The organism is Streptomyces sp. HSS9-12 (genome assembly GCF_054963655.1).
The window spans coordinates 35,537-55,898 of the sequence record NZ_JBUEGC010000018.1; the positions used below are offsets into that span (position 1 = coordinate 35,537).

Annotated in this window: 13 protein-coding genes; 5 read left to right on the forward strand and 8 right to left on the reverse strand. The window is 71.0% G+C overall.

The window, feature by feature from the left end:
* Window positions 1–247 precede the first annotated feature (247 nt).
* Window positions 248–1,702: an MFS transporter gene (locus ACY34J_RS12135; RefSeq protein WP_462728317.1), complete on the reverse strand. Its 1,455-nt coding sequence runs from the start codon at window positions 1,700–1,702 to the stop codon at window positions 248–250.
* Window positions 1,703–1,808: 106 nt separating this feature from the next.
* On the opposite strand from ACY34J_RS12135, the gene dusB reads away from it, so the two are divergent.
* Window positions 1,809–2,936 carry a tRNA dihydrouridine synthase DusB gene (gene dusB, locus ACY34J_RS12140; protein WP_462728318.1) on the forward strand — a complete coding sequence of 376 codons (1,128 nt, stop codon included), beginning with the start codon at window positions 1,809–1,811 and terminating at the stop codon, window positions 2,934–2,936.
* Window positions 2,937–3,139: 203 nt separating this feature from the next.
* Here dusB and ACY34J_RS12145 read toward each other — a convergent pair whose 3' ends face one another.
* On the reverse strand, window positions 3,140–5,173 hold the full coding sequence (locus ACY34J_RS12145) for an amylo-alpha-1,6-glucosidase (RefSeq protein ID WP_462728319.1): 2,034 nt from the start codon (window positions 5,171–5,173) through the stop codon (window positions 3,140–3,142).
* 568 nt (window positions 5,174–5,741) lie between these two features.
* Here ACY34J_RS12145 and ppdK point away from each other — a divergent pair.
* Together ppdK and ACY34J_RS12155 are read left to right on the forward strand one after the other, a co-directional pair.
* The gene (ppdK, locus tag ACY34J_RS12150) at window positions 5,742–8,489 is read left to right on the forward strand and encodes a pyruvate, phosphate dikinase (RefSeq protein WP_462728320.1); all 2,748 of its coding nucleotides are present in this window, start codon (window positions 5,742–5,744) and stop codon (window positions 8,487–8,489) included.
* 753 nt (window positions 8,490–9,242) lie between these two features.
* Entirely contained in the window at window positions 9,243–10,307 is a 1,065-nt protein-coding gene (locus ACY34J_RS12155) for an ArsR/SmtB family transcription factor (RefSeq protein WP_462728321.1), read from the forward strand.
* Here ACY34J_RS12155 and ACY34J_RS12160 read toward each other — a convergent pair.
* From ACY34J_RS12160 to ACY34J_RS12185, 6 genes are all read right to left on the reverse strand, one after another.
* Window positions 10,285–11,445: an alkaline phosphatase PhoX gene (locus ACY34J_RS12160; RefSeq protein ID WP_462728322.1), complete on the reverse strand. Its 1,161-nt coding sequence runs from the start codon at window positions 11,443–11,445 to the stop codon at window positions 10,285–10,287. The two genes, ACY34J_RS12155 and ACY34J_RS12160, sit on opposite strands and share 23 nt — an antisense overlap.
* Window positions 11,446–11,638: 193 nt before the next feature.
* Complete coding sequence (locus ACY34J_RS12165) at window positions 11,639–12,577, reverse strand: oxidoreductase (protein ID WP_462728323.1); 939 nt, start codon at window positions 12,575–12,577, stop codon at window positions 11,639–11,641.
* 125 nt (window positions 12,578–12,702) lie between these two features.
* Window positions 12,703–13,068: a nitrite reductase small subunit NirD gene (gene nirD, locus ACY34J_RS12170; RefSeq protein WP_462728324.1), complete on the reverse strand. Its 366-nt coding sequence runs from the start codon at window positions 13,066–13,068 to the stop codon at window positions 12,703–12,705.
* Window positions 13,068–15,674, reverse strand: coding sequence for a nitrite reductase large subunit NirB (gene nirB / locus ACY34J_RS12175; protein WP_462728325.1), 2,607 nt, complete (start codon window positions 15,672–15,674; stop codon window positions 13,068–13,070). Before nirB ends, nirD begins: the two co-directional genes overlap by 1 nt.
* Window positions 15,675–15,676: 2 nt before the next feature.
* Window positions 15,677–16,981 carry an NAD(P)/FAD-dependent oxidoreductase gene (locus ACY34J_RS12180; RefSeq protein ID WP_462728326.1) on the reverse strand — a complete coding sequence of 435 codons (1,305 nt, stop codon included), beginning with the start codon at window positions 16,979–16,981 and terminating at the stop codon, window positions 15,677–15,679.
* 169 nt (window positions 16,982–17,150) lie between these two features.
* Window positions 17,151–18,362, reverse strand: coding sequence for a 4-hydroxybenzoate 3-monooxygenase (locus ACY34J_RS12185; protein WP_462728327.1), 1,212 nt, complete (start codon window positions 18,360–18,362; stop codon window positions 17,151–17,153).
* 203 nt (window positions 18,363–18,565) lie between these two features.
* Between ACY34J_RS12185 and ACY34J_RS12190 the strand changes: the two genes are divergently transcribed.
* Together ACY34J_RS12190 and ACY34J_RS12195 are read left to right on the forward strand one after the other, a co-directional pair.
* Complete coding sequence (locus ACY34J_RS12190; protein WP_462728328.1) at window positions 18,566–19,057, forward strand: TauD/TfdA family dioxygenase; 492 nt, start codon at window positions 18,566–18,568, stop codon at window positions 19,055–19,057.
* An 8-nt stretch (window positions 19,058–19,065) separates the two neighbouring features.
* On the forward strand, window positions 19,066–19,845 hold the full coding sequence (locus ACY34J_RS12195; RefSeq protein WP_462728329.1) for a sulfite exporter TauE/SafE family protein: 780 nt from the start codon (window positions 19,066–19,068) through the stop codon (window positions 19,843–19,845).
* Window positions 19,846–20,362 lie beyond the last annotated feature (517 nt).

The following is a 20,362-nucleotide window of genomic DNA, read 5'->3' on the forward strand; positions in this document are numbered from 1 at the left end:
GTGGGCGGGCGGTGTCATTCGGGCCGGACCCGGGGCGGTCGCCGGCGGTACGGCACGCGGCGGCTGCGTTCGCGCACCGAACGCCCCGGCGGCCGGTCCGTCGCGGCCAGACGCGACGCAGACCGCTTGGAAGGTGACTCCGCGGTCCGGTTCGCGCCGGATCGTGTGGCGCACGAAGCGCAGAGTGGTGCGGCTCATTCCGTGGCCTCAGAGGGCGGGGCGGGGCCCGGGAGCGGCTGGAGAAGCTTCACGCTCTGGTGCTCGCGGCGGCATGAGCCGCCGCGGCCGACTCCAGCCGGGCGGCGGTACGGCGGGCCGTCGCCGTCGCCCAGCGGCCGGTGGTGAGCGCACCGACAGCCACGATGGCCAGGCCGCAGCCGGCGATGATCCACCATGCGGAGCGGCTCGCGTCGAGGAACGCGCTCGCGGGCGCCGAGGGGCCGGCGCCCGAGGCCAGGACCGAACCGATCACCGCGACACCGAGGGAGATGCCGACCTGCCGGCTGGTGGAGGCGACCGCCGCCGCGACGCCGGCCTGGGCCCGCGGCATGCCGGAGACCGCGGTGTTGGTGATCGGCGGGTTCACCAGGGCGAAGCCGATGCCGAAGAGGATGTAGCCGGTGAACAGCAGGGCATCGGAGGACTGCATCCCGAACAGCGCGAAGAGCAGCCCGCTGCCTGCCATCAGCGGCCCGGCCAGCAGGATGGACAGCCGGGGACCACGGCTGCCGACCAGCCGCCCCGACAGCGGAGCGAAGAGCAGGGTCATGGCGGCCATCGGCAGCATGTGCAGTCCGGCCTGCAGGGCGGACATATGCCGTATGTCCTGCAGATACAGGGTGTTGACGAAGAGGAAGCCGCCGAGCGCGGCGAAGGCGCACACCGCGATCACCGTCGCCCCGCTGAAGGGCGCGCTGCGGAAGAAGCGCGGATCGATCAGCGGCTCACTGCGCCGGCGCTCGTACTGCACCAGCGCGATGAGCGACACCAGGGCGATGGCGAGGCAGCCAGTGATCACCGGGGAGGACCAGCCCGCCACGGGCGCCTCGATGATCGCGTACGTGACCGAGCCCAGCAGCGTGATCACCAGCAGCTGGCCCACGGGATCGATGCGGCGGGGCTTGGGGGCGCGCGACTCCGGCACGTAGCACGCCGTGAGCACCAGCGCCGCCAGACCCACGGGGATGTTGATCCAGAAGATCGACCGCCAGCCGACGGACTCGACCAGCAGCCCGCCGATCACCGGGCCCGCCGCCATGCTGATGCCGACGACCCCGCCCCAGACACCGATGGCGCGGGCGCGTGCCCTGGGCTCGGTGAAGGTGTTGGTGATGATCGACATCGCCACGGGGTTGAGCATCGAGCCGCCGACCGCCTGCACCATTCGGAAGGCGATCAGCCACTGCAGGCTCGGCGCCAGGCTGCACAGGGCCGATCCCACGGTGAACAGCGCCAGCCCGGCCTGGAAGGTGCGCCGCCGCCCGACCCGGTCGCCCGTCGACCCGGCGAGCATCAGCAGCGACGCCAGGACAACGGTGTAGGCGTCGATGGTCCACTGCATTCCGGCGACGGAAGCGCCCAGCTCCCGCCGCATCGACGGCAGCGCGACATTCAGCACGGTGCTGTCGAGGCTGACGATCAGCAGGCTCGTACAGCAGATGCCCAGTACGAGCATGCGCCGCCGGTGGCTGAGCTCAGGCATGGTTGAACGGTACAAGCACCGGCGGTCACCATGCTCGGCAGTGGCCTCCCGCAGGTGCGGGACAATGGGAGGCCGACCCCCGTAACCGACGAAGGAAGCCCAGTCGATGACCCAGCTGCAGATCGGCCCCCACGCGGTGCAGCCGCCGGTGGTGCTGGCCCCCATGGCCGGGATCACCAACGCGCCGTTTCGAACCCTCTGCCGGGAGTTCTCTGGCGGCAAGGGGCTGTTCGTCAGCGAGATGATCACGACCCGGGCGCTGGTCGAGCGGGACGCCAAGACGATGCGGCTGATCCACTTCGACGGTACGGAGAAGCCGCGCTCGATCCAGCTGTACGGCGTCGACCCGGTGACCGTCGGCAAGGCCGTCCGCATGCTCGTGGATGAGGACCTGGCCGACCACGTCGACCTCAACTTCGGCTGCCCCGTCCCCAAGGTGACCCGCAAGGGCGGCGGCTCGGCGCTGCCGTACAAGCGGAACCTGCTGCGCTCGATCCTGCGGGAGGCCGTCGGCAACGCGGGCGGCCTGCCGGTGACGATGAAGATGCGCAAGGGCATCGACGACGACCATCTGACCTATCTCGACGCGGGCCGGATCGCCGTGGAGGAGGGCGTCACGGCGATCGCGCTGCACGGGCGTACGGCGGCCCAGCACTACGGCGGCACGGCCGACTGGGATGCGATCGCCCGGCTGAAGGAGGCGGTGCCGGAGATTCCGGTGCTCGGCAACGGGGACATCTGGTCGGCGGACGACGCGCTGCGGATGATGCGCGAGACCGGCTGCGACGGGGTGGTCGTGGGGCGCGGGTGCCTGGGGCGGCCGTGGCTGTTCGGCGACCTGGTGAGCGCCTTCGAGGGCACGGGTACCTATGCCGCACCCACGCTCAAGGAGGTCACCGTCGTCATGCGGCGGCATGCGCAGCTGCTGGGGGAGTGGCTGGAGGACGAGGCGCGCGGTGTCATCGACTTCCGCAAGCACGTCGCCTGGTACACCAAAGGGTTCTCGATCGGCTCCGAGATGCGGAAGAAGCTGGCGGTCGCCGCGTCGCTGGCTGAGCTGGACGAGCTGATGGCGCAGCTCGATCTGGATCAGCCGTGGCCCGCGGGGGCGGATGGGCCGCGTGGCCGTACATCGGGCCGGAGCCGGGTAGTCCTGCCGGACGGGTGGCTGGACGACCCGTACGACTGCGCGGCCGTCGGCGCCGACGCGGAGCTGGACACTTCCGGCGGCTGACGCCGCCCCTTTTGTGGCTCGCTCGCCTCCGGGCGCTCAGACCCGACGCTTGGTCTCTCTCCTTGGGGGCACTCCCCCAGCTACCGCTGGGGGTCCCCCCACCCGGGCCGTCAGGCCCAGGGGGAGTACCGCTGGGAGGTGCCCCCATCTTTCGACAGCGGCGCGCCCGTCGGCCCGCTCGCCCGGGCTGGGGCGGGTGGGGGTTATGTCAAGGCGCTCAGGAGCGCCAACGGCGCGGCCGCGGCCCAGGCTTGAGGGGAGCAGGAGTGCGGGTACGGCACCGGCGCCGGGTGCTCGTCCCGCCCGTATCCGGCCATCACCTCCGGCAGCCGCCAGTCATGCACCACTGCCGCCTCCATCAGCCCCCGGATCACCGTCAGCGCTTCCTCCGTCAGCCCGTAACGCACCATCCCCAGCACGATCAACGCGTTGTCGTGCGGCCAGATGGCACCGCGGTGACAGGAGAGCGGGTGGTACGGGTCCTGGCCCGCGGCGAGGGTCCGTACGCCCCAGCCGGAGAAGAAGTCCGCCTCCAGCAGCCGCCGGCCGACCGCCTCGCCCCGCTTCCGGTCCATGATCCCCGACCACAGCAGATGCCCGGCGTCCGAGGCCAGCGCGTCGACCTGAGCGCCCGACCCGTCCAGGGCGAGCGCCGGGAAGCCCGGGTCCGGCATCCAGAACTCGCGGTGGAAGCGGGAGCACAGCTCGGCCGCCGCCGACTCCAGCCGGTCCGCCCAGGCCGGGTCGTCCCACACCTCCCGGCCGAGCCGGGCGGTACGGGCCAGCGCGTCGTACGCGTACCCCTGCGCCCCGGCGACGGCGATCGGGCCCTCGGCCGGTGTGCCGTCGCGGAAGCAGATCGCGCCGGGGGAGTCCTTCCAGCTCTGGTGGGTCAGGCCGCTCTCGGCATCCGCTGAGTAGACGAGCCAGCCGTGCTTGGCCAGGCCCCCGTCGTGGAACATCCAGTCGACCGCGGCGCGGGCGTGGGACTCCAGGCGGCGGGCGAGAGCCGGGTCGCCGGTCCGGTCGGTGTAGGCGTGCAGGAGCGTGAGGAAGAGCGGAGTGGCATCGACGGCGCCGTAGTACCGCCCGTTCGGAACCTGCCGGAAGTGCGCCAGCTCGCCGTGCCGGATCTCGTGGACGATCCGGCCGGGCTGCTCATGCCGGGCCGGGTCGTACCCGGTCCCCTGAGTGGCAGCCAGCGCGGCGAGGGTCGCGCCGGCCAGCTCCGGCCGGTACGGCAGCGTGAACAGCGAGGTCAGCAGCGAGTCGCGGCCGAAGAGGGTGAGATACCAGGGGATTCCGGCGGCGGGTACGCGCAGCGGCTCCCCGTCCGGTCCGCTCGACGGGACGCGCAGGCCCGCGAGGTCGGCCAGCCCCTGCTCGCAGGTGCGGGCCAGCTCGGTCCAGCCGATGAGGTCCCGGGGCCGCGGGTCGGCGCCGGTGAACGCGGCGTTCTCCGCGGCGATGGCTGCCATGGCCGTGGCGGGGGGCTGGAGCCGCGGGTCCCGCGGACCGGATGCGCGGGCGGTGGCGGGCCCTCCGGATGGCAGCGCACACGCCTGGAGCGTGATCTCCGCGTCGCCGTGGGGAGGCAGCGCCACCTTCCATTCGAGGGTGCGGGCCGTGCCGTCGGCCCGGTGGAGCACGGCCGTGGGGCTGGGCACGGAGGTGATCACGGTGTGCGAGTTCCATGGGGAGACGGCGGCCCCGGGCTCGGTACCCGCCGCGCTCTCGGTACCGGCGGTGGGCGAGGGCGCGGCGCGCTCGTAGCCGAACTCGACGCCGTCGGGCAGGTCGCGGGCGGAGCGCAGGGCCTCCGGCTTCTCGTAGCCGCGATGGTCGGAGCGCAGCTCGAACTGGTCGGCGAAGTCCGCGTCCACGGTCAGCGCGATGTGCGCGGTGACCGGGGTCGGCCGGTTGCTGGTCAGCCGGATGCGCTCGACCAACGAGCCGTCGGCGACCGCCTGTTCGCGGAACACGGTGTACGCGGGCGGCTCCTCGGGGCTGCCGGTCGGGCTGAGCAGCGCCGCCAACGGCCTGTCGGGACCGGCCTGCCCCGCTGCGACGAGGACTTCGGGGGAGGTGCCGTCGACGGTCAGCTGCCACCGGCTGAGGTGGCGCGCGTCGCGGGAGAACAGTCCGTCAGGCGAGGCGCCACGCGCCCCGATGATGTCGCCGGAGTCGGTCACCGCGGCAAAGGTGCCGTCGTGGACGAGGAGGTGGTGTCCGGTCATGTTCGAAGTCCGTATCACAGGGCGCGGCCGGGATCGTGGCGCGCGGCAGCGAGTCCGACGACATCACCGGGGCGGTGGAGGCGGGAAGGGTTCGTCCTGCCTAGCGCTCATCTGAGCATATGGTTTCGCGAATGTGTCCGGCAGGTGAGATCCGTTCGTACGCGGAGCGTGATTCTCGCCACTTTGATAGGGGGCGTGCTCATGTGAGCGTTCAAGATCATCGCTCTGGAGGCTGGTTGAGGCGCGGACACCTCTCCAAGGCGTGGCACTCAGTGCCACCCGGCAATACCTCATTACGTCAAGGCGCAAGAGCTGAAGAAACGGATAAGCCGGTCTTGGCCCCGAGGTGAAATCTGGACAAAGCGGCGTACTGTATTCAGCAACTGAACACAGAATGTGGTACCCCCGAATACCCAAGGATCGCAGGCTCCGTGGTGCGGATCACTTTCGATCTCGCGGCAGCCGAGTGGTTACAGCCGAATGACGGCCGAGTGGACGTACCCAGCCACCTTCGATCTGGGTACGCTCCCCGCCGTCAGGGCAGCCGTCCTCGAGGAGTCGAGATCCCGTGTCGGAAACCAAAGATCCCCACGTATCCCAGCCTGAGCCTCAGAAGTTCGTCTACGACTTCACCGAGGGCAACAAGGACCTCAAGGACCTGCTCGGCGGGAAGGGAGCCAACCTCGCCGAGATGACCAATCTCGGCCTTCCCGTCCCCCCGGGCTTCACGATCACCACCGAGGCCTGCAAGGTCTACCTCGACAGCGGCAGCGAGCCCACCGCGCTGCGCGACGAGGTCACCGCGCACCTCGAGGCCCTCGAGAAGAGGATGGGCAAGAAGCTCGGGCAGCCCGACAATCCGCTGCTGGTGTCCGTGCGCTCCGGTGCGAAGTTCTCCATGCCCGGAATGATGGATACCGTACTGAACATCGGCCTCTCCGACGAGTCCGTGTCCGGGCTCTCCGCACAGGCCGGCGACGACCGGTTCGCCTGGGACTCCTACCGCCGTCTCATCCAGATGTTCGGCAAGACCGTGCTGGGAGTTGACGGCGACTTCTTCGAGGAGGCTCTTGAGGAGGCCAAGCGCGCCAAGGGCGTGGCCGTCGACGTCGACCTCGACGCCGCCGATCTGCGGCAGCTCGTCGAGCAGTTCAAGGCCATCGTGGCCAAGGAGACCGGCCGCGACTTCCCGCAGGACCCGCGCGAGCAGATGGACCTCGCGATCCGGGCGGTCTTCGACTCCTGGAACGGCGAGCGCGCCAAGCTCTACCGCCGCCAGGAGCGCATCCCGCACGACCTCGGCACCGCGGTCAACGTCTGCTCGATGGTCTTCGGCAACCTCGGCCCGGAGTCCGGCACCGGTGTCGCCTTCACCCGTGACCCCGCCAGCGGTCAGCAGGGCGTCTACGGCGACTACTTGCAGAACGCGCAGGGCGAGGATGTCGTCGCCGGCATCCGCAACACCGTGCCGCTCGCCGATCTCGAGCAGATCGACAAGAAGTCGTACGACGAGCTGATGCAGATCATGGAGACGCTCGAGACGCACTACAAGGACCTGTGCGACATCGAGTTCACCATCGAGCGCGGCCGGCTGTGGATGCTGCAGACCCGCGTCGGCAAGCGCACCGCGGGCGCGGCCTTCCGTATCGCCACCCAGCTCGTGGATCAGGGCCTGATCGACGAGGCAGAGGCGCTGCAGCGGGTCAACGGCGCGCAGCTGGCGCAGCTGATGTTCCCGCGCTTCGACGACCAGGTAGCCGAAGGCGGGAAGGTGCGAAGGATCGGCCGTGGCATCGCCGCGTCGCCGGGCGCCGCCGTCGGAAAGGCGGTCTTCGACTCCTACACCGCCGTCAAGTGGTCCCGCTCCGGCGAGAAGGTCATCCTCATTCGCCGCGAAACCAACCCCGACGACCTCAACGGCATGATCGCCGCCGAGGGCATCCTCACTTCGCGCGGCGGCAAGACCTCGCACGCCGCCGTCGTCGCCCGCGGCATGGGTAAGACCTGTGTCTGCGGCGCAGAGGAGCTCGAGGTCGACACCAAGCGGCGGCGGATGACCGCCCCGGGCGGTGTCGTGATCGAGGAGGGCGACCTCATCTCCATCGACGGCTCCAGCGGCCAGGTCTACCTGGGCGAGGTGCCGGTCGTCCCGTCCCCGGTCGTCGAGTACTTCGAGGGCCGGATGCACGCGGGCGCCGAGGACGCCGACGAACTGGTCAAGGCCGTGCACCGGATCATGGCGTACGCGGACCGGGTGCGCCGGCTGCGCGTACGGGCCAACGCCGACAACGCCGAGGACGCCGCCCGCGCCCGCCGGTTCGGCGCGCAGGGCATCGGCCTGTGCCGTACCGAGCACATGTTCCTCGGTGAGCGGCGCGAGCTGGTCGAGCGGCTGATCCTCGCCGACACCGACGCCGAGCGCGACTCCGCCCTCGCCGAGCTGCTGCCGCTCCAGAAGGGCGACTTCGTCGAGCTGTTCGAGGCCATGGACGGGCTGCCCGTCACCATCCGGCTGCTCGACCCGCCGCTGCACGAGTTCCTGCCGGACATCACCGAGCTGTCGGTGCGCGTCGCGCTCGCCGAGTCACGCAAGGACGCCAACGAGAACGACCTGCGGCTGCTGCAGGCCGTGCACCGGCTGCACGAGCAGAACCCGATGCTGGGTCTGCGCGGCGTGCGCCTGGGCCTGGTCATCCCCGGCCTGTTCACCATGCAGGTGCGGGCGATCGCCGAGGCCGCGGCGGAGCGGATCAACGCCAAGGGCGACCCGCGCGCGGAGATCATGATCCCGCTCGTCGGTACGGTTCAGGAGCTGGAGATCGTCCGCGACGACGCGGAGAAGGCCATCGCCGGGGTCCAGAAGGCCACCGGCGTGGAGCTGAAGCTCGCGCTCGGCACGATGATCGAGCTGCCACGGGCCGCGCTGACGGCCGGTCAGATCGCGGAGGCCGCGGAGTTCTTCTCCTTCGGCACCAACGACCTCACCCAGACCGTATGGGGCTTCTCCCGCGACGACGTCGAGGCGAGCTTCTTCACCGCGTACCTGGAGAAGGGCATCTTCGGCGTCAGCCCGTTCGAGACCATCGACAAGGACGGCGTCGGCTCGCTGGTACGCAACGCCGTCCAGGCCGGCCGGGCCACCCGCCCCGACCTCAAGCTCGGCGTCTGCGGTGAGCACGGCGGCGACCCGGAGTCCGTTCACTTCTTCCACGAGGTGGGTCTGGACTACGTCTCCTGCTCGCCGTTCCGGATCCCGGTCGCCCGCCTGGAGGCCGGCCGCGCCGCGGCGCAGAGCTCGGGCAGCGACTCCCGCTGATACGTCGACAAGCGCCTCCGGCGCGGGTGGGGCCTGTCCGGGCTGGCCTGTCCGGGCGCATCTGTGAAGGACAGGCCCCGGCGCCAACCGCCCGCGGGCGCACAGAAAACGGAGCCACCGGACCGGTGCCGAGACCCCCGACCCTCAACTCGGCGCCGGTCCGGCATCACCAAGGGGCGGCACCTTGTGCGGAGGTGCCGCCCCTTCCCCTTGCTGCGCTTGGTACTTGGGGTCATGGACACACAGCAGGGGGCGGCACCTGTGCGCAGGTGCCGCCCCCTGTTCTCGTGCCCGCCGGTCACTCGCCGACCCATCCGGGGGAGGAGCCGCTGTCTCGGGTGGCGAGGCGATTCCGGCGGACGATCAGGAAAAACCCTGGAGTTGTATTCACCTGGGGTTCTCCACGTCTTTTCCTCGAGGCGTCGTGGGCTCTCGTGAAATGCGTCACGCTTTGCTGTTGAAAATCGAATGAAGCAACCGGGCCGCGGTCCGGCGCCTTGGGATTCACCGGACCGCGGACCGCAACCCCCGCCAGGCACAGGGCGGTACCCATCCGCCCGGAAGTCACCTTCACACTGCCCCCACGACAGCTCCCGCGGTGCCTTCCTCGTGCCCGGCGAGGTACAGCATTCCGTTGCCCGTGGATCGCTCGCGACCCGTTTCAACTGTGGCTGAAAGGGCGTGGTGACCGAGGGTGCTGGCGTGCATACTCGATGGCCGGGACAAGGACGGGGGGACACTCGTGGGGGTTTGGTGCTACGCATCCATTTCACCGGTCTCGACCTCGCCCGGGTCCGGATAGCCGCCCGGCCGGACGCACTGTGGGAAACGATCCTCAGCTTTCACCGGCTCCGTGACAAACGGGCAGCCACCGTCTTCGGGGGTTGGCGGTCCCAAACTCGATCCAGGTTGCAAGGGGAAACACGTCTGCTGGCCTCGCTCGTGCCCTCGCGGGGCTATTTCCCCGACTTTCTGACCCCATCCGCCGGGCTGGCCGGCCTGGAACCGGCCCTGGAGGCGCTGCGCGAGACGCCGCTGCGCCGCCTCCGGCACGATCTGGGGCTGCTGGCAGCGGCGCGGCCCCAGCCCGGCTGGGTCCGCTGCCTGGAGGACGGCGACACCGGCGCGCTCAGCCGGCTGATCGGCGCCCTGCGCAGCTACCACCGGGCCGCCATCGCCCCGTACTGGGCACACATCCGGGCGCGGATCGAGGCCGACCGGGCCGTACGCGGACGGGCCCTGCTGGACGGCGGCGCCGACCGGCTGCTGGCCTCGCTGCCGCCCATGATGCGCTGGCGGTCGCCGGTGCTGGAGGTGGACTACCCGGTGGACCGGGATGTGCATCTGGGCGGGCGCGGCCTGCTCCTGCTGCCCTCGTTCTTCTGCCGGGGCACGCCCGTCACCCTGCACAGCCCCGAGTTGACGCCCGTGCTGGTCTACCCGCTGCAGCACCAGCCGGAGTCCGCGCCGCTCGAACCGCTCGCCCCGCCGCGCTCGTGCGCCACCGATGTCTGCTCGCTCGGCAAGCTGGTCGGCCACACCCGCTCGGCCGTGCTGCAGACCATCGGCGGCGGCTGCACCACCAGCGAACTGGCGCGCAGGGTGGGCGTGTCACCGGCCTCCGCCAGCCAGCACGCCAGCGTGCTGCGCGATGCGGGCCTGGTGGTCACGCTGCGGCACGGCAGCGCGGTGCTGCACACGCTCACGCCGCTGGGCGCCGCCCTGCTGCGGGGCGGCACCGCAGCGGCGCCGGTTCTGCCGGGGCTGTCCGAGCAGCCCGGGGTGCTGGAGGAGGTTACGAGCGGAACGGGCCGGTGACCTCGTAGGTGATACCGCCCGAGGAGCTGCCGCTGGTACCGCGCTGGCTGGAGAAGTACAGCCGCGTGCCGTCGGGGGAGAAGGCCGGTCCGGTGATCTCGGAGCTGGACTGGCCGGTGATCCGCAGGAACGGCGCGACGATGTCGTCCGGGGTGATGATGCAGATCTCCATGTTGCCGCCGTCCTCGGCGACGAACAGGTCGCCGGAGGAGGAGCCGGTGACGTTGTCCACGCCGGTCAGCGGGGCGGGGCCGGGGTTGACGAGGTTGTCGTCGTAGGCCAGCTCGTAGGTGCTGTTCAGGAGGTTGAGCTGCCAGACCCGGTTGTCACCCTTGGTGGTGAACCAGACGGTGTCGTTGGCGTAGTGACAGCCCTCGCCGCCGTTGAACTTCTTCGAGCCGGAGACCTGGTTGCGGGTCGCGGTGGGGGAGCCGTCGGGGTCGGGCACGGTCGCCCAGGTGAAGGAGCCCGAGGTACCGGTCCCGGCGACCAGGACCTGGAGGGTGCCGGAGGACAGATTGCCCCAGGTGCCCGGGATGAAGCGGTAGAAGCAGCCGCTGGTCTCGTCCTCGGTCATGTAGACGACCTGGCGCACCGGGTCGGCGGCGGCCGCCTCGTGCTTGAACTTGCCCATGGCGTCGCGGCGGATCGCGGCGTTCACGCCCCACGGGTCGGTCTCGTAGACGAAGCCGAGGGACACCTCCTCGCAGGAGAGCCAGGTGTTCCACGGGGTGGCGCCGCCCGCGCAGTTCTGGCGGGTGTTCGACAGGATCTGGTAGGCGCTGGTGACGGTGCCGGAGGAGTTGAACTTGACGGCACTGACTTTGCCGCCGGGGTTGACCTCGGAGTTGGAGACGTAGATCCAGCCGGTGCCGTCGGCGAAGCAGGCACCGCCGTCAGGGGCGTTGTGCCAGGTGTACGAGGTGCCGGAGACCACCTGGCCGGACCGGGCTATCACTCTGCTGCTGAAACCGCTCGGCAGCTGGATGCCGTTGGCGTCGGCGGCGCCCAGCGCGCCGTAGGGGCCAGGGCCGTTCTGGGCCGGGGCCGCGTAGGCGGCGCCGTGCATGAGGGTGCCGCCGAAGGCTGCGGCCGAGGTGCCGATGACTGCTCCGCGCAGGAAGGTGCGACGTTCCACTGTCACTCCATGAAAGGTCCGTGGCCTCTCCGCTGCCCGTTGGCAGCAGAGTCGCGCCCTCGGACGGTAGGAGTGGGGAATTGACGCGACTTCAACGAATGAGAAAGGGAAGTCAACGAATGGCAAAGCACTGGGCGGTGGGTTTTGGCCCAAGCCTGGCCGAGCTGCGCCGCAATCGGGTCATCGCCGGGGATCAGCCCGTGCGGTGCGGCTCCAACGCGTCGTACGTCACGCCCGTCAGCCGCTCGGACGCGCCCCACAGCCGCTCGCTCGCCCGGTCGTCGCGCGTCCACGGAGCCCGCCACGAGCGCGTCGGCGCACCCCGCCAGTTCTGCAGCCGCGGACCCGTGAAGGAGTCGGGCCCGACCCCGGGCGCCGTGGCCGCGTACAGGCTTGGCAGCGCGCCGGCGTCCGCGGACTGGGCCAGTAGCCGGCCCGCGAGGTCCACGATCTGCTCGGCGACCCGACGCCCCTCCATGCGCACACCCGCGGTCTGCAGATTCGTGGCGGCGTAGCCGGGCTGCGCGGCCGCGGCCACCACATCGGAGCCGATGCGCGCCAGGCGCCGCGCCAGCTCGTGGATGAAGAGCAGGTTGGCGGTCTTGGACCGGGCGTACGCCAGCCAGCGGCCGTAGTGGCGCTCGCTGTTGAGGTCGCGCAGGTCGATGTTGGCCATGGCGTGCAGGCCGCTGGAGACGCTCACCACCCGCGCGCCCGGAGTGCTGATCAGCTTCGGCAGCAGCAGCCCGGTCAGCGCGAAGTGGCCGAGGTGGTTGACGCCGAACTGCATCTCGAAGCCGTCGATCGTCCGCCGCTGCGGCAGTGCCATGACACCCGCGTTGTTGATCAGCAGATCGAGCCGGTCGCGGCTGTAGGCACGGGCGAAGTTCCGTACGGAGGACAGGTCCGCCAGGTCCAGGGGCGCGAACCAGACATCCGCGTCGGGTACTTCGCGCCTGAGATTGGCCTCGGCTTCCTTGCCGCGCATCTCGTTCCGGCACGCCAGCACCACATGTGCGCCGCGCCGGGCCAGCTCACGGGCGGTGGCGTAGCCGATGCCGCTGTTGGCACCGGTGACCACCGCTGTCCGCCCGCTCTGGTCGGGGATGTCGCTCGCGGTCCAGCCCTTCATGCCTGCCGCTCCTCGCCTTCTTCGGGCCTCGTCGGAGGAGGTGTGCCCGGGGAAGTCCCCGAGATGTTACCCGTGAGTCAGCCTAGGCGCGGCAGGCCGCGGAAGCGAGGGGGGACACCGAGGCTTCAGCTGGTCCGGACGCTGTAGGCGGGCACCCGCTCGGACTCGTCGTCCAGACAGCGCCCGGTGGCCAGATCGAAGCGCTGCTTGAGCAGCGGCGAGGCGACGAACGGGTGGCCGTCCCGGGAGCCGAGCAGCCCCCGGGAGAGGACATACGCGCCGGTGAACGGGTCCCGGTTGCCGATGGCGTAGATACCGCCGGAGCGGTCCAGGAACAGCGCCACCTGACTGCCGTCCGCCAGCAGCGCCGCGACGCCGCGCCCGGGCGTGAGGTCGGCCAGATCGCATACGGCGAACCAGTCCCGGCCGACGAGAACTTCGACCCTGACGGTGGTCTGTGCGGGGGCGAGGGTTTCGGGGGCGAGCGTCATCAGGCGGGGCTCCCTTCGAGCGTACGGACGGGCAGGGCGGGGCCGGAGAGCAAGGTGAGGTCCGGCTTGACCTGGTCGCGCTCGGGCACGAACCTCACCGACGGGTCGGGAGTGCCGGGCGCGTTGACGAAGGAGACGAAGCGGGCGAGCTTCTCCGGGTCGTTGACGGTCTCGGACCACTCGTCGCGGTAGTTGGCGACGTGGTCGGCCATCAGCTGCTCCAGCTCGGCGCAGATGCCGAGCGAGTCCTCGACGACGACCTCACGTACGTGGTCCAGGCCGCCCTCGATCCGCTCCAGCCAGGTGGAGGTGCGCTCCAGCCGCTCCGCGGTGCGGATGTAGAACATCAGGAACCGGTCGATCAGCCGGATCAGCTCTTCGTCGGACAGGTCCTGGGCCAGCAGGTCGGCGTGGCGCGGGGTGGCGCCGCCGTTGCCGCCGACGTACAGATTCCAGCCGTTGGCGGTGGCGATGACGCCGAAGTCCTTGCTCTGCGCCTCCGCGCACTCGCGCTGGCAGCCGGAGACCGCCGACTTCAGCTTGTGCGGAGAGCGCAGACCCCGGTAGCGCAGCTCCAGGTCGATGGCCATCCGGACCGAGTCCTGCACGCCGTAGCGGCACCAGGTCTCGCCCACGCACGACTTCACCGTGCGCAGCGCCTTGCCGTACGCATGCCCGGATTCGAAGCCTGCCTCCACCAGCCGCGCCCAGATCATCGGCAGCTGGTCCACGCGGGCGCCGAACAGGTCGATCCGCTGACCACCGGTGATCTTGGTGTAGAGCCCGAAGTCCCGGGCGACCTCGCCGATCACGATCAGCTTCTCGGGCGTGATCTCGCCGCCCGGGATGCGCGGTACGACGGAGTACGAGCCGTTCTTCTGGAGGTTGGCCAGGAAGTGGTCGTTGGTGTCCTGCAGCGAGGCCTGCTCGCCGTCCAGCACGTAGCCCGAGGCGCCGATGGTCGGCGCGAGCGAGGCGATGATCGAACCCACGGCCGGCTTGCAGACCTCACAGCCGTCGCCGCCGCGCGCCCCCTCCCGGCCGTATCTGTCCAGCAACTCCTGGTACGAGGTGATATGCATGGCGAGCACGATCTCGTACAGCTCCTGGCGGGTGTGGGCGAAGCAGCCGCACAGGCCCTTGTCCACCTCGACGCCGCCGGCCTCCAACTCGGCGTTGACGAGCTGACCCAGCACCCTCACACAGGAGCCGCAGCCCGTGCCCGCCTTGGTGCACTTCTTCACGGCGGGCACGTCGGTGCAGCTGTGCTCGGTGACCGCGGCGCGGATGCTGCCCTTGGCGACGTTGTGGCAGGAGCAGATGACCGCCTCGTCGGGGAGCGCGGAGGGGCCGATGGCGGCGGGCGCGCCGAGCCCGGCGGGCAGCACCAGCTGCTCCGGCTGGACCGGCGGAACGGTGCCGGTCAGCGGGCGCAGCGTGCCGTACGCGTCGGCGTCGCCGACCAGGACACCGCCGAGCAGCGTGCCGTCGGAGCCGACGACCAGCTTCTTGTAAACGCCGGAGCGCGAGTCGGCGTAGACGACGTCGAGGCTGCCCTCGGCGGTGCCGTGCGCGTCGCCGAAGGAGGCGACGTCCACGCCGAGCAGCTTGAGCTTGGTGGAGGTGTCGGCGCCGGTGAACGACGCGCTTCCGCCCGCGATGTGGGCCGCGGCCGTCTCGGCCATCTCGTAGCCGGGGGCGACCAGACCGTAGACCCGGCCGTCGGCGGCCAGCGCGCACTCCCCGATCGCGTACACCGCCGGGTCGGAGGTGCGGCACTGTTCATCGACGGCGATGCCGCCGCGCTCGCCGACCGTCAGGCCGCAGTCGCGGGCGAGCTGGTCCCGGGGGCGTACGCCCGCCGAGAAGACGACGAGGTCGGTCGCGAGCGAGGAGCCGTCGGACAGGGCCATGCCCGCGACCGCCCCGTCGCCGTCTGTGGTGATCTCCTGGGTGCCGACGCCCGTATGGACGGTCAGGCCCATGTTCTCGATGGTCCGGCACAGCGCGGCGCCGCCGCCCTCGTCGACCTGGACGGGCATCAGCCGCGGGGCGAACTCGACGACGTGCGTCTCCAGTCCGAGGCCCTTGAGCGCACCGGCCGCCTCCAGCCCGAGCAGCCCGCCGCCGACCACCGCGCCGACCTTCGCGCCCTTGGCGTACTCCTCGATCGCGAGGAGGTCCTCGATGGTGCGGTAGACGAAGCAGCCGGTGGAGTCCTTGCCGGGAACCGGCGGCACGAAGGGGTACGAGCCGGTGGCCAGCACCAGCGTGTCGTACGCGATGGTCACCCCGGCGCGCGAGGTGACCGTACGCGCCTCGCGGTCGATGCTCTGCGCCGGGTCGCCCAGGCGCAGTTCGATGCCGTACCGCTCCATGAAGCCCTCGTCCACCAGGGAGAGCCCTTCCGGCGTCGTACCGGAGAAGTACGAGGTCAGCCGGACGCGGTCGTACGCGGGGCGGGGCTCCTCGCACAGCACGACCACCCGGGCGCGCTCGGCGCCCCTCTCCTCGGTGAGGACGCCTCGGTCCGCGAGCGCCTCCAGGAATCGCTGGCCGACCATCCCGTGGCCGATCAGCACGATCGTCGGAGTGGACGTAGACATCCTCAGGAGCCTCCATCGTTGGTGAGCAGGTGGAGCAGGGGTGCGGAGGGCAGCGGCTCGTCGCCCTCCCAGGTCCTGGCGAGCGCGCCGACGGTGCCGAGATCGCCGAGAAGGATGCCGCCCACGAGCCGGTCGCCGCGGACGACGACCTTGCGGTATGCCCCGCGGGTGGCATCGGAGAGATGAATGACGTCGTCCCCCGGCGCGGGGGAGGTCTCGCCGAACGCGGCGAGGTCGAGGGCGCTGTGGGCCCCCTGCGGCGCCGGGGGGCCGGCCAGGGTCAGCCGGGTCAGCGCCCGGGAGCCGGTGTAGCGGTGCGCGCCGTCCTCCGGGGTGCGGGCGCGGCCGAGGAGGACCCGGGCCAGCAGGTCGGCCTGCTCCAGCGCGGGGCCGGCCAGCCCGTACAGCACGCCGTCGTGCTCGGCGCAGTCGCCGATGGCGTGGACGGCCGGGTCGGAGGTACGCAGCTCGTCGTCCACGACGATGCCGCGGGCGACCTTCAGCCCGGCCGCCTGGGCGAGTCCGACGCGCGGCCGGACGCCGCAGGCGATGACGACCAGCTCGGCGTCCAGCCGGAAGCCGTCCCCCAGCTCGACCGCCGAAACGATCCGGCCCGGCCCGGTGCACAGCCCGCGTACCCGGCACTCGGTGTGCACCTCGACGCCCAGGGCCGTCATGTGGTCGCTCAGCAGCCGGGACGCGCCGGCGTCCAGCTGGCGCTCCATGAGGTGCTCGCCCTGGTGCGCGAGCACCACCTGCGCGCCCCTGCGGGCCAGCGCCCGCGCGGCCGAGACCCCCAGCAGACCGCCGCCGATCACCACGGCCCGTACGCCCGTCTGTACCGCATCGGCCAGGGTGAGGCAGTCGTCCATGGTGCGAAAGGCGTGTACGCCCCCGGGCAGGTCGTGGCCGTCCGGCTCGAACAGGCCGCGCAGCGCGGGCAGCACCGGGTTCGACCCGGTGGCCAGCACCAGCGAGTCGTACGGCACCCGCTGCCCGTCGTCGCACAGCACCTCCCCGGCCGCGCGGTCGACGCGTACGGCCCGTACGCCGTGCAGCCAGCGGGCCCCCGCGGCCGCGGGCAGGGTGACGACCTCGGGGGAGTACCGGCCGGCGAGGACTTCCGCCAGCAGCACCCGGTTGTACGGGGCGTGTGGCTCCTCGCCGATGACGGTCACGTCCAGACCGTCGGCCTCCGCGGCGTAACCGGCCAGCTGCTGCACGAGGCGAGCACCGGCCATGCCGCCGCCGACCACCGCGATGCGGTGGCCGGTGCGACCGGAGCGGGCGTTCTGCATGGGAGCCATGTCCGGAAGAGTGCGATGCGCTCGTTACCCGCCCGCATCACCTCTGTTTCCCGCGCGCAACGCTGCCCTCAGCGGGGCGACCTCGCCGCTGTGAGCCCGTGGCGGTGTGGGCGGGGTCACGTGCGCACTCGCGTTTGGCCGCCTCGGGCTTCGGCTCGGCGTTCTTGGCTCAGATACGGGGCTCCTCGCCGAGGTAGACCTCGCCGAAGGCCGTGGCCGCGGCCCGCGACTCCAGCAGGCGCCGCAGCCGGGCCTCCGCCGCCCCCGCCCGGAACCGGTTCCCGGACGACGCCCCGTGGAACACCTCCGCCAGCCACTGGGAGAACTCCTGGTACTCCCAGGCGCGCCGCAGACACGCATCCGAGTACCCCGCGAGGCCGCTGCCGTCGCCCTGGTAGTGCCGTTTCAGCGCGTCGGCGAGCAGCAGCGCGTCGTACAGCGCGAGGTTCATGCCCTTGGCCGCGATCGGCGCGATGAGGTGTGCCGAGTCGCCGGCCAGGTACAGCCGCCCGTACGCCATCGGCTCGACGACGTAGTTGTGCATCTCCAGGACCCGCTTCTCGATCAGCGGGCCCTCGGTCAGCGGCGGGGCTCCGGCGACCGCCAGCCGGGTGCGCAGCTCCTCCCATACGCGCTCGTGCCCCCAGTTCTCCGGGTCGTCTCCCGGCGCGCACTCCAGGTAGTAGCGAGTGACCTGCGGGGTGCGGGCCATATGCGCGGCGAAACCGTGTGAGTGGATGCCGAACACCACGCCGTCGGCGGACGGCGGTGCCTCGGCGAGCAGGGCGAGCCAGCCGACGCCGTGATGGTGGCGCGACACCAGGGTGTGTTCCTCGGGGATGGCGGCGCGTGTCACGCCGCGCGCGCCGTCGCAGCCCGCGATGAAGTCGCATGCGATCCGGTGCCGGGCACCGGTCTCCGGGTCGGTGTACGACACGGCGGGCTGCTCGCTGCCACCCTCGATGTCGTGCAGCTCGACATCCCGTACGCCGAAGCGCACGTCACCGCCGGACTCGTCCGCGTACGAGGCGACGAGATCGGTCACCAACTGCGGCTGCGGGTAGACGAAGTGGCGCATTCCGGTCGCCTTGCCCGGCCGCACCACATGCCGTTCCCCGGCGATGCGGAACTCGAACTCGGCCTGGATCTGGGCGCGTTCCAGCAGCCGGTCGGCGAGCCCGTGCCGCGCGAGCGCCCGTACCGCCCACTCCTCCATGAATCCGGCGCGCGGCCGCTGCTCGATGAACTCCCGGCTCTCCGCCTCCAGGAGCACACAGTCAACCCCGGCATCGAGCAGCAGATTCGCGAGCGTGAGCCCGGCCGGACCGGCGCCGACGATGACGATGGAGGTGCGGGAGATGACGGGGGAGGAGTCGGGCACGTCGGGGGTTCCCTTCGAGGCGGGTGGGGGCAGAAGATTTGCGAGGCAGTATGGCCTCCCGTCCCGGGATCCCGGCAGATGGTCTCCGCCCGCATCGCGCGGGCCCCGATCGGTAGCTGTCTGATACAACGTCAGCCTCAGAAATTCCTCAACTCTTTCCGGGTTTGCTTCACCATCGGCGCAATGTTCTTAGGCTCCTGATCATGACTGCCGCTCCCGCCCGAGCCATCCGAATACCCGATGCGGCGAAAGCGTCCGCTGCCGCCGCCCTCGCCTCGCTCACGGCACCCGGAGACGCCCTCCCGGACACCACCGTCGATGGCGCCGGTGCCGACGGCACGGCACTCACCAAGACCGACATCGCGATGCTCTGGACGCTCCCCGACGGGCACACCGGGCTCCGCTACGGACCGGGCCGGATCACTGGCCTCACTCACTGGGCCGACGCCGCGCTGGAACGGTTCGAGGAGTGCCTGGCCGGCCTCGAAGGAACGGAAGTCCTGGTCGAGGGCGGCGGCTTCCACATCTTCGACAACCGCCGTGTCCTCCACCGGCGCGTCCCGTTCGAACCCGCCGTCCCCGGCCACGCCCGCTGGCTGCGCCGCTGCTACGCCAAGGCGCCGACCGCGCCGCCCCCGGCCACGCCCGCTGGCTGCGCCGCTGCTACGCCAAGGCGCCAACCAGCTGATACCTGAAGACCGAGATGTACGACATACCCCTGACGACGCTTCTTCTGCTCTGCTTCGCCGCGGCCGCCGCGGGCTGGGTCGACGCGGTGGTGGGCGGTGGCGGCCTGATCCAGCTCCCGGCGCTGCTGGTCGGCCTGCCGCACGTGGCTCCCGTGTACGTCCTCGGCACGGCCAAGGCGGTATCGGTCGTCGGCACTTCCGCGGCGGCGGTCACGTACACCCGTAGGGCGCCGGTCGACGTACGGACCGCCGTCCGCATCGGGCTCGCCGCGGTCGGGGGCGCGCTGGCGGGGGCGTCCTTCGCGGCGGGCATCGACAGCGGTGTCCTGCGGCCCCTGATCATGGTCGTTTTGCTGGGCGTGCTGGCGTTCATCCTGCTTCGGCCGGCGTTCGGTACAGCCCCGGCGCCGGGGCCGGTGGGCCCTCGGCGCATGCTGGCCGCGGTCCTCGTCGCGGGTATCGGCATCGGCTTCTACGACGGCCTGATCGGCCCTGGCACGGGGACGTTCCTCGTCATCGCCCTCGCGGCGATCCTGCACATGGATCTGGTGACGGCCTCGGCGACGACCAAGGTGGTGAACGTCTGCACCAACCTGGGCGCGCTGGTCACCTTCTCCCTCCACGGGACGGTGCTGTGGCGCCTGGCGGCGCTCATGGCCGTGTTCAACCTCGCGGGGGGCATGACGGGTGCGCGGATGGCTCTGAAGCGGGGAAGCGGGTTCGTGCGCGGGGTGCTGGTGGTTGTTGTGGTGGGGCTGGTGTGCAAGTTGGCGTACGACCAGTGGGGGGCGTGACGGCCCTGTCTGTGGCTGGGGTTGGGCCCGTCTCTCCCTCCGTCATCCGCCCGGGAGGGCCGCGCGGGCAGTGCGCAGCGCGCGGACGACGGAGGGAGAGACGGGCGGGAGCGGCGCGCCAGGGAGCGGGCCGCTCCAGGGGGCTCAGGGGTGGCGTGCGTGCTTGCTGGGTCCGTCGACGAGCGTCGTGGGGCGGGGTGGCATGGCGTCCTGTGTTCGGAGTGCTTGACGAAGGGCATGCGGTTGGTCAAGTAATCGTGGGACACATGTGCGTGCTTGCTGGGTCCGTCGACGAGGGTCGTGGGGCGGGGTGGCATGGCGTCCTGTGTTCGGAGTGCTTGACGAAGGGCATGCGGTTGGTCAAGTAATCGCGGGACACATGTGCGTGCTTGCTGGGTCCGTCGACGAGGGTCGTGGGGGCGGGGTGGCGTGGCGCCCTGTGTTCGGAGTGCTTGACGAAGGGCATGCGGTTGGTCAAGTAATCGCGGGACACATGTGCGTGCTTGCTGGGTCCGTC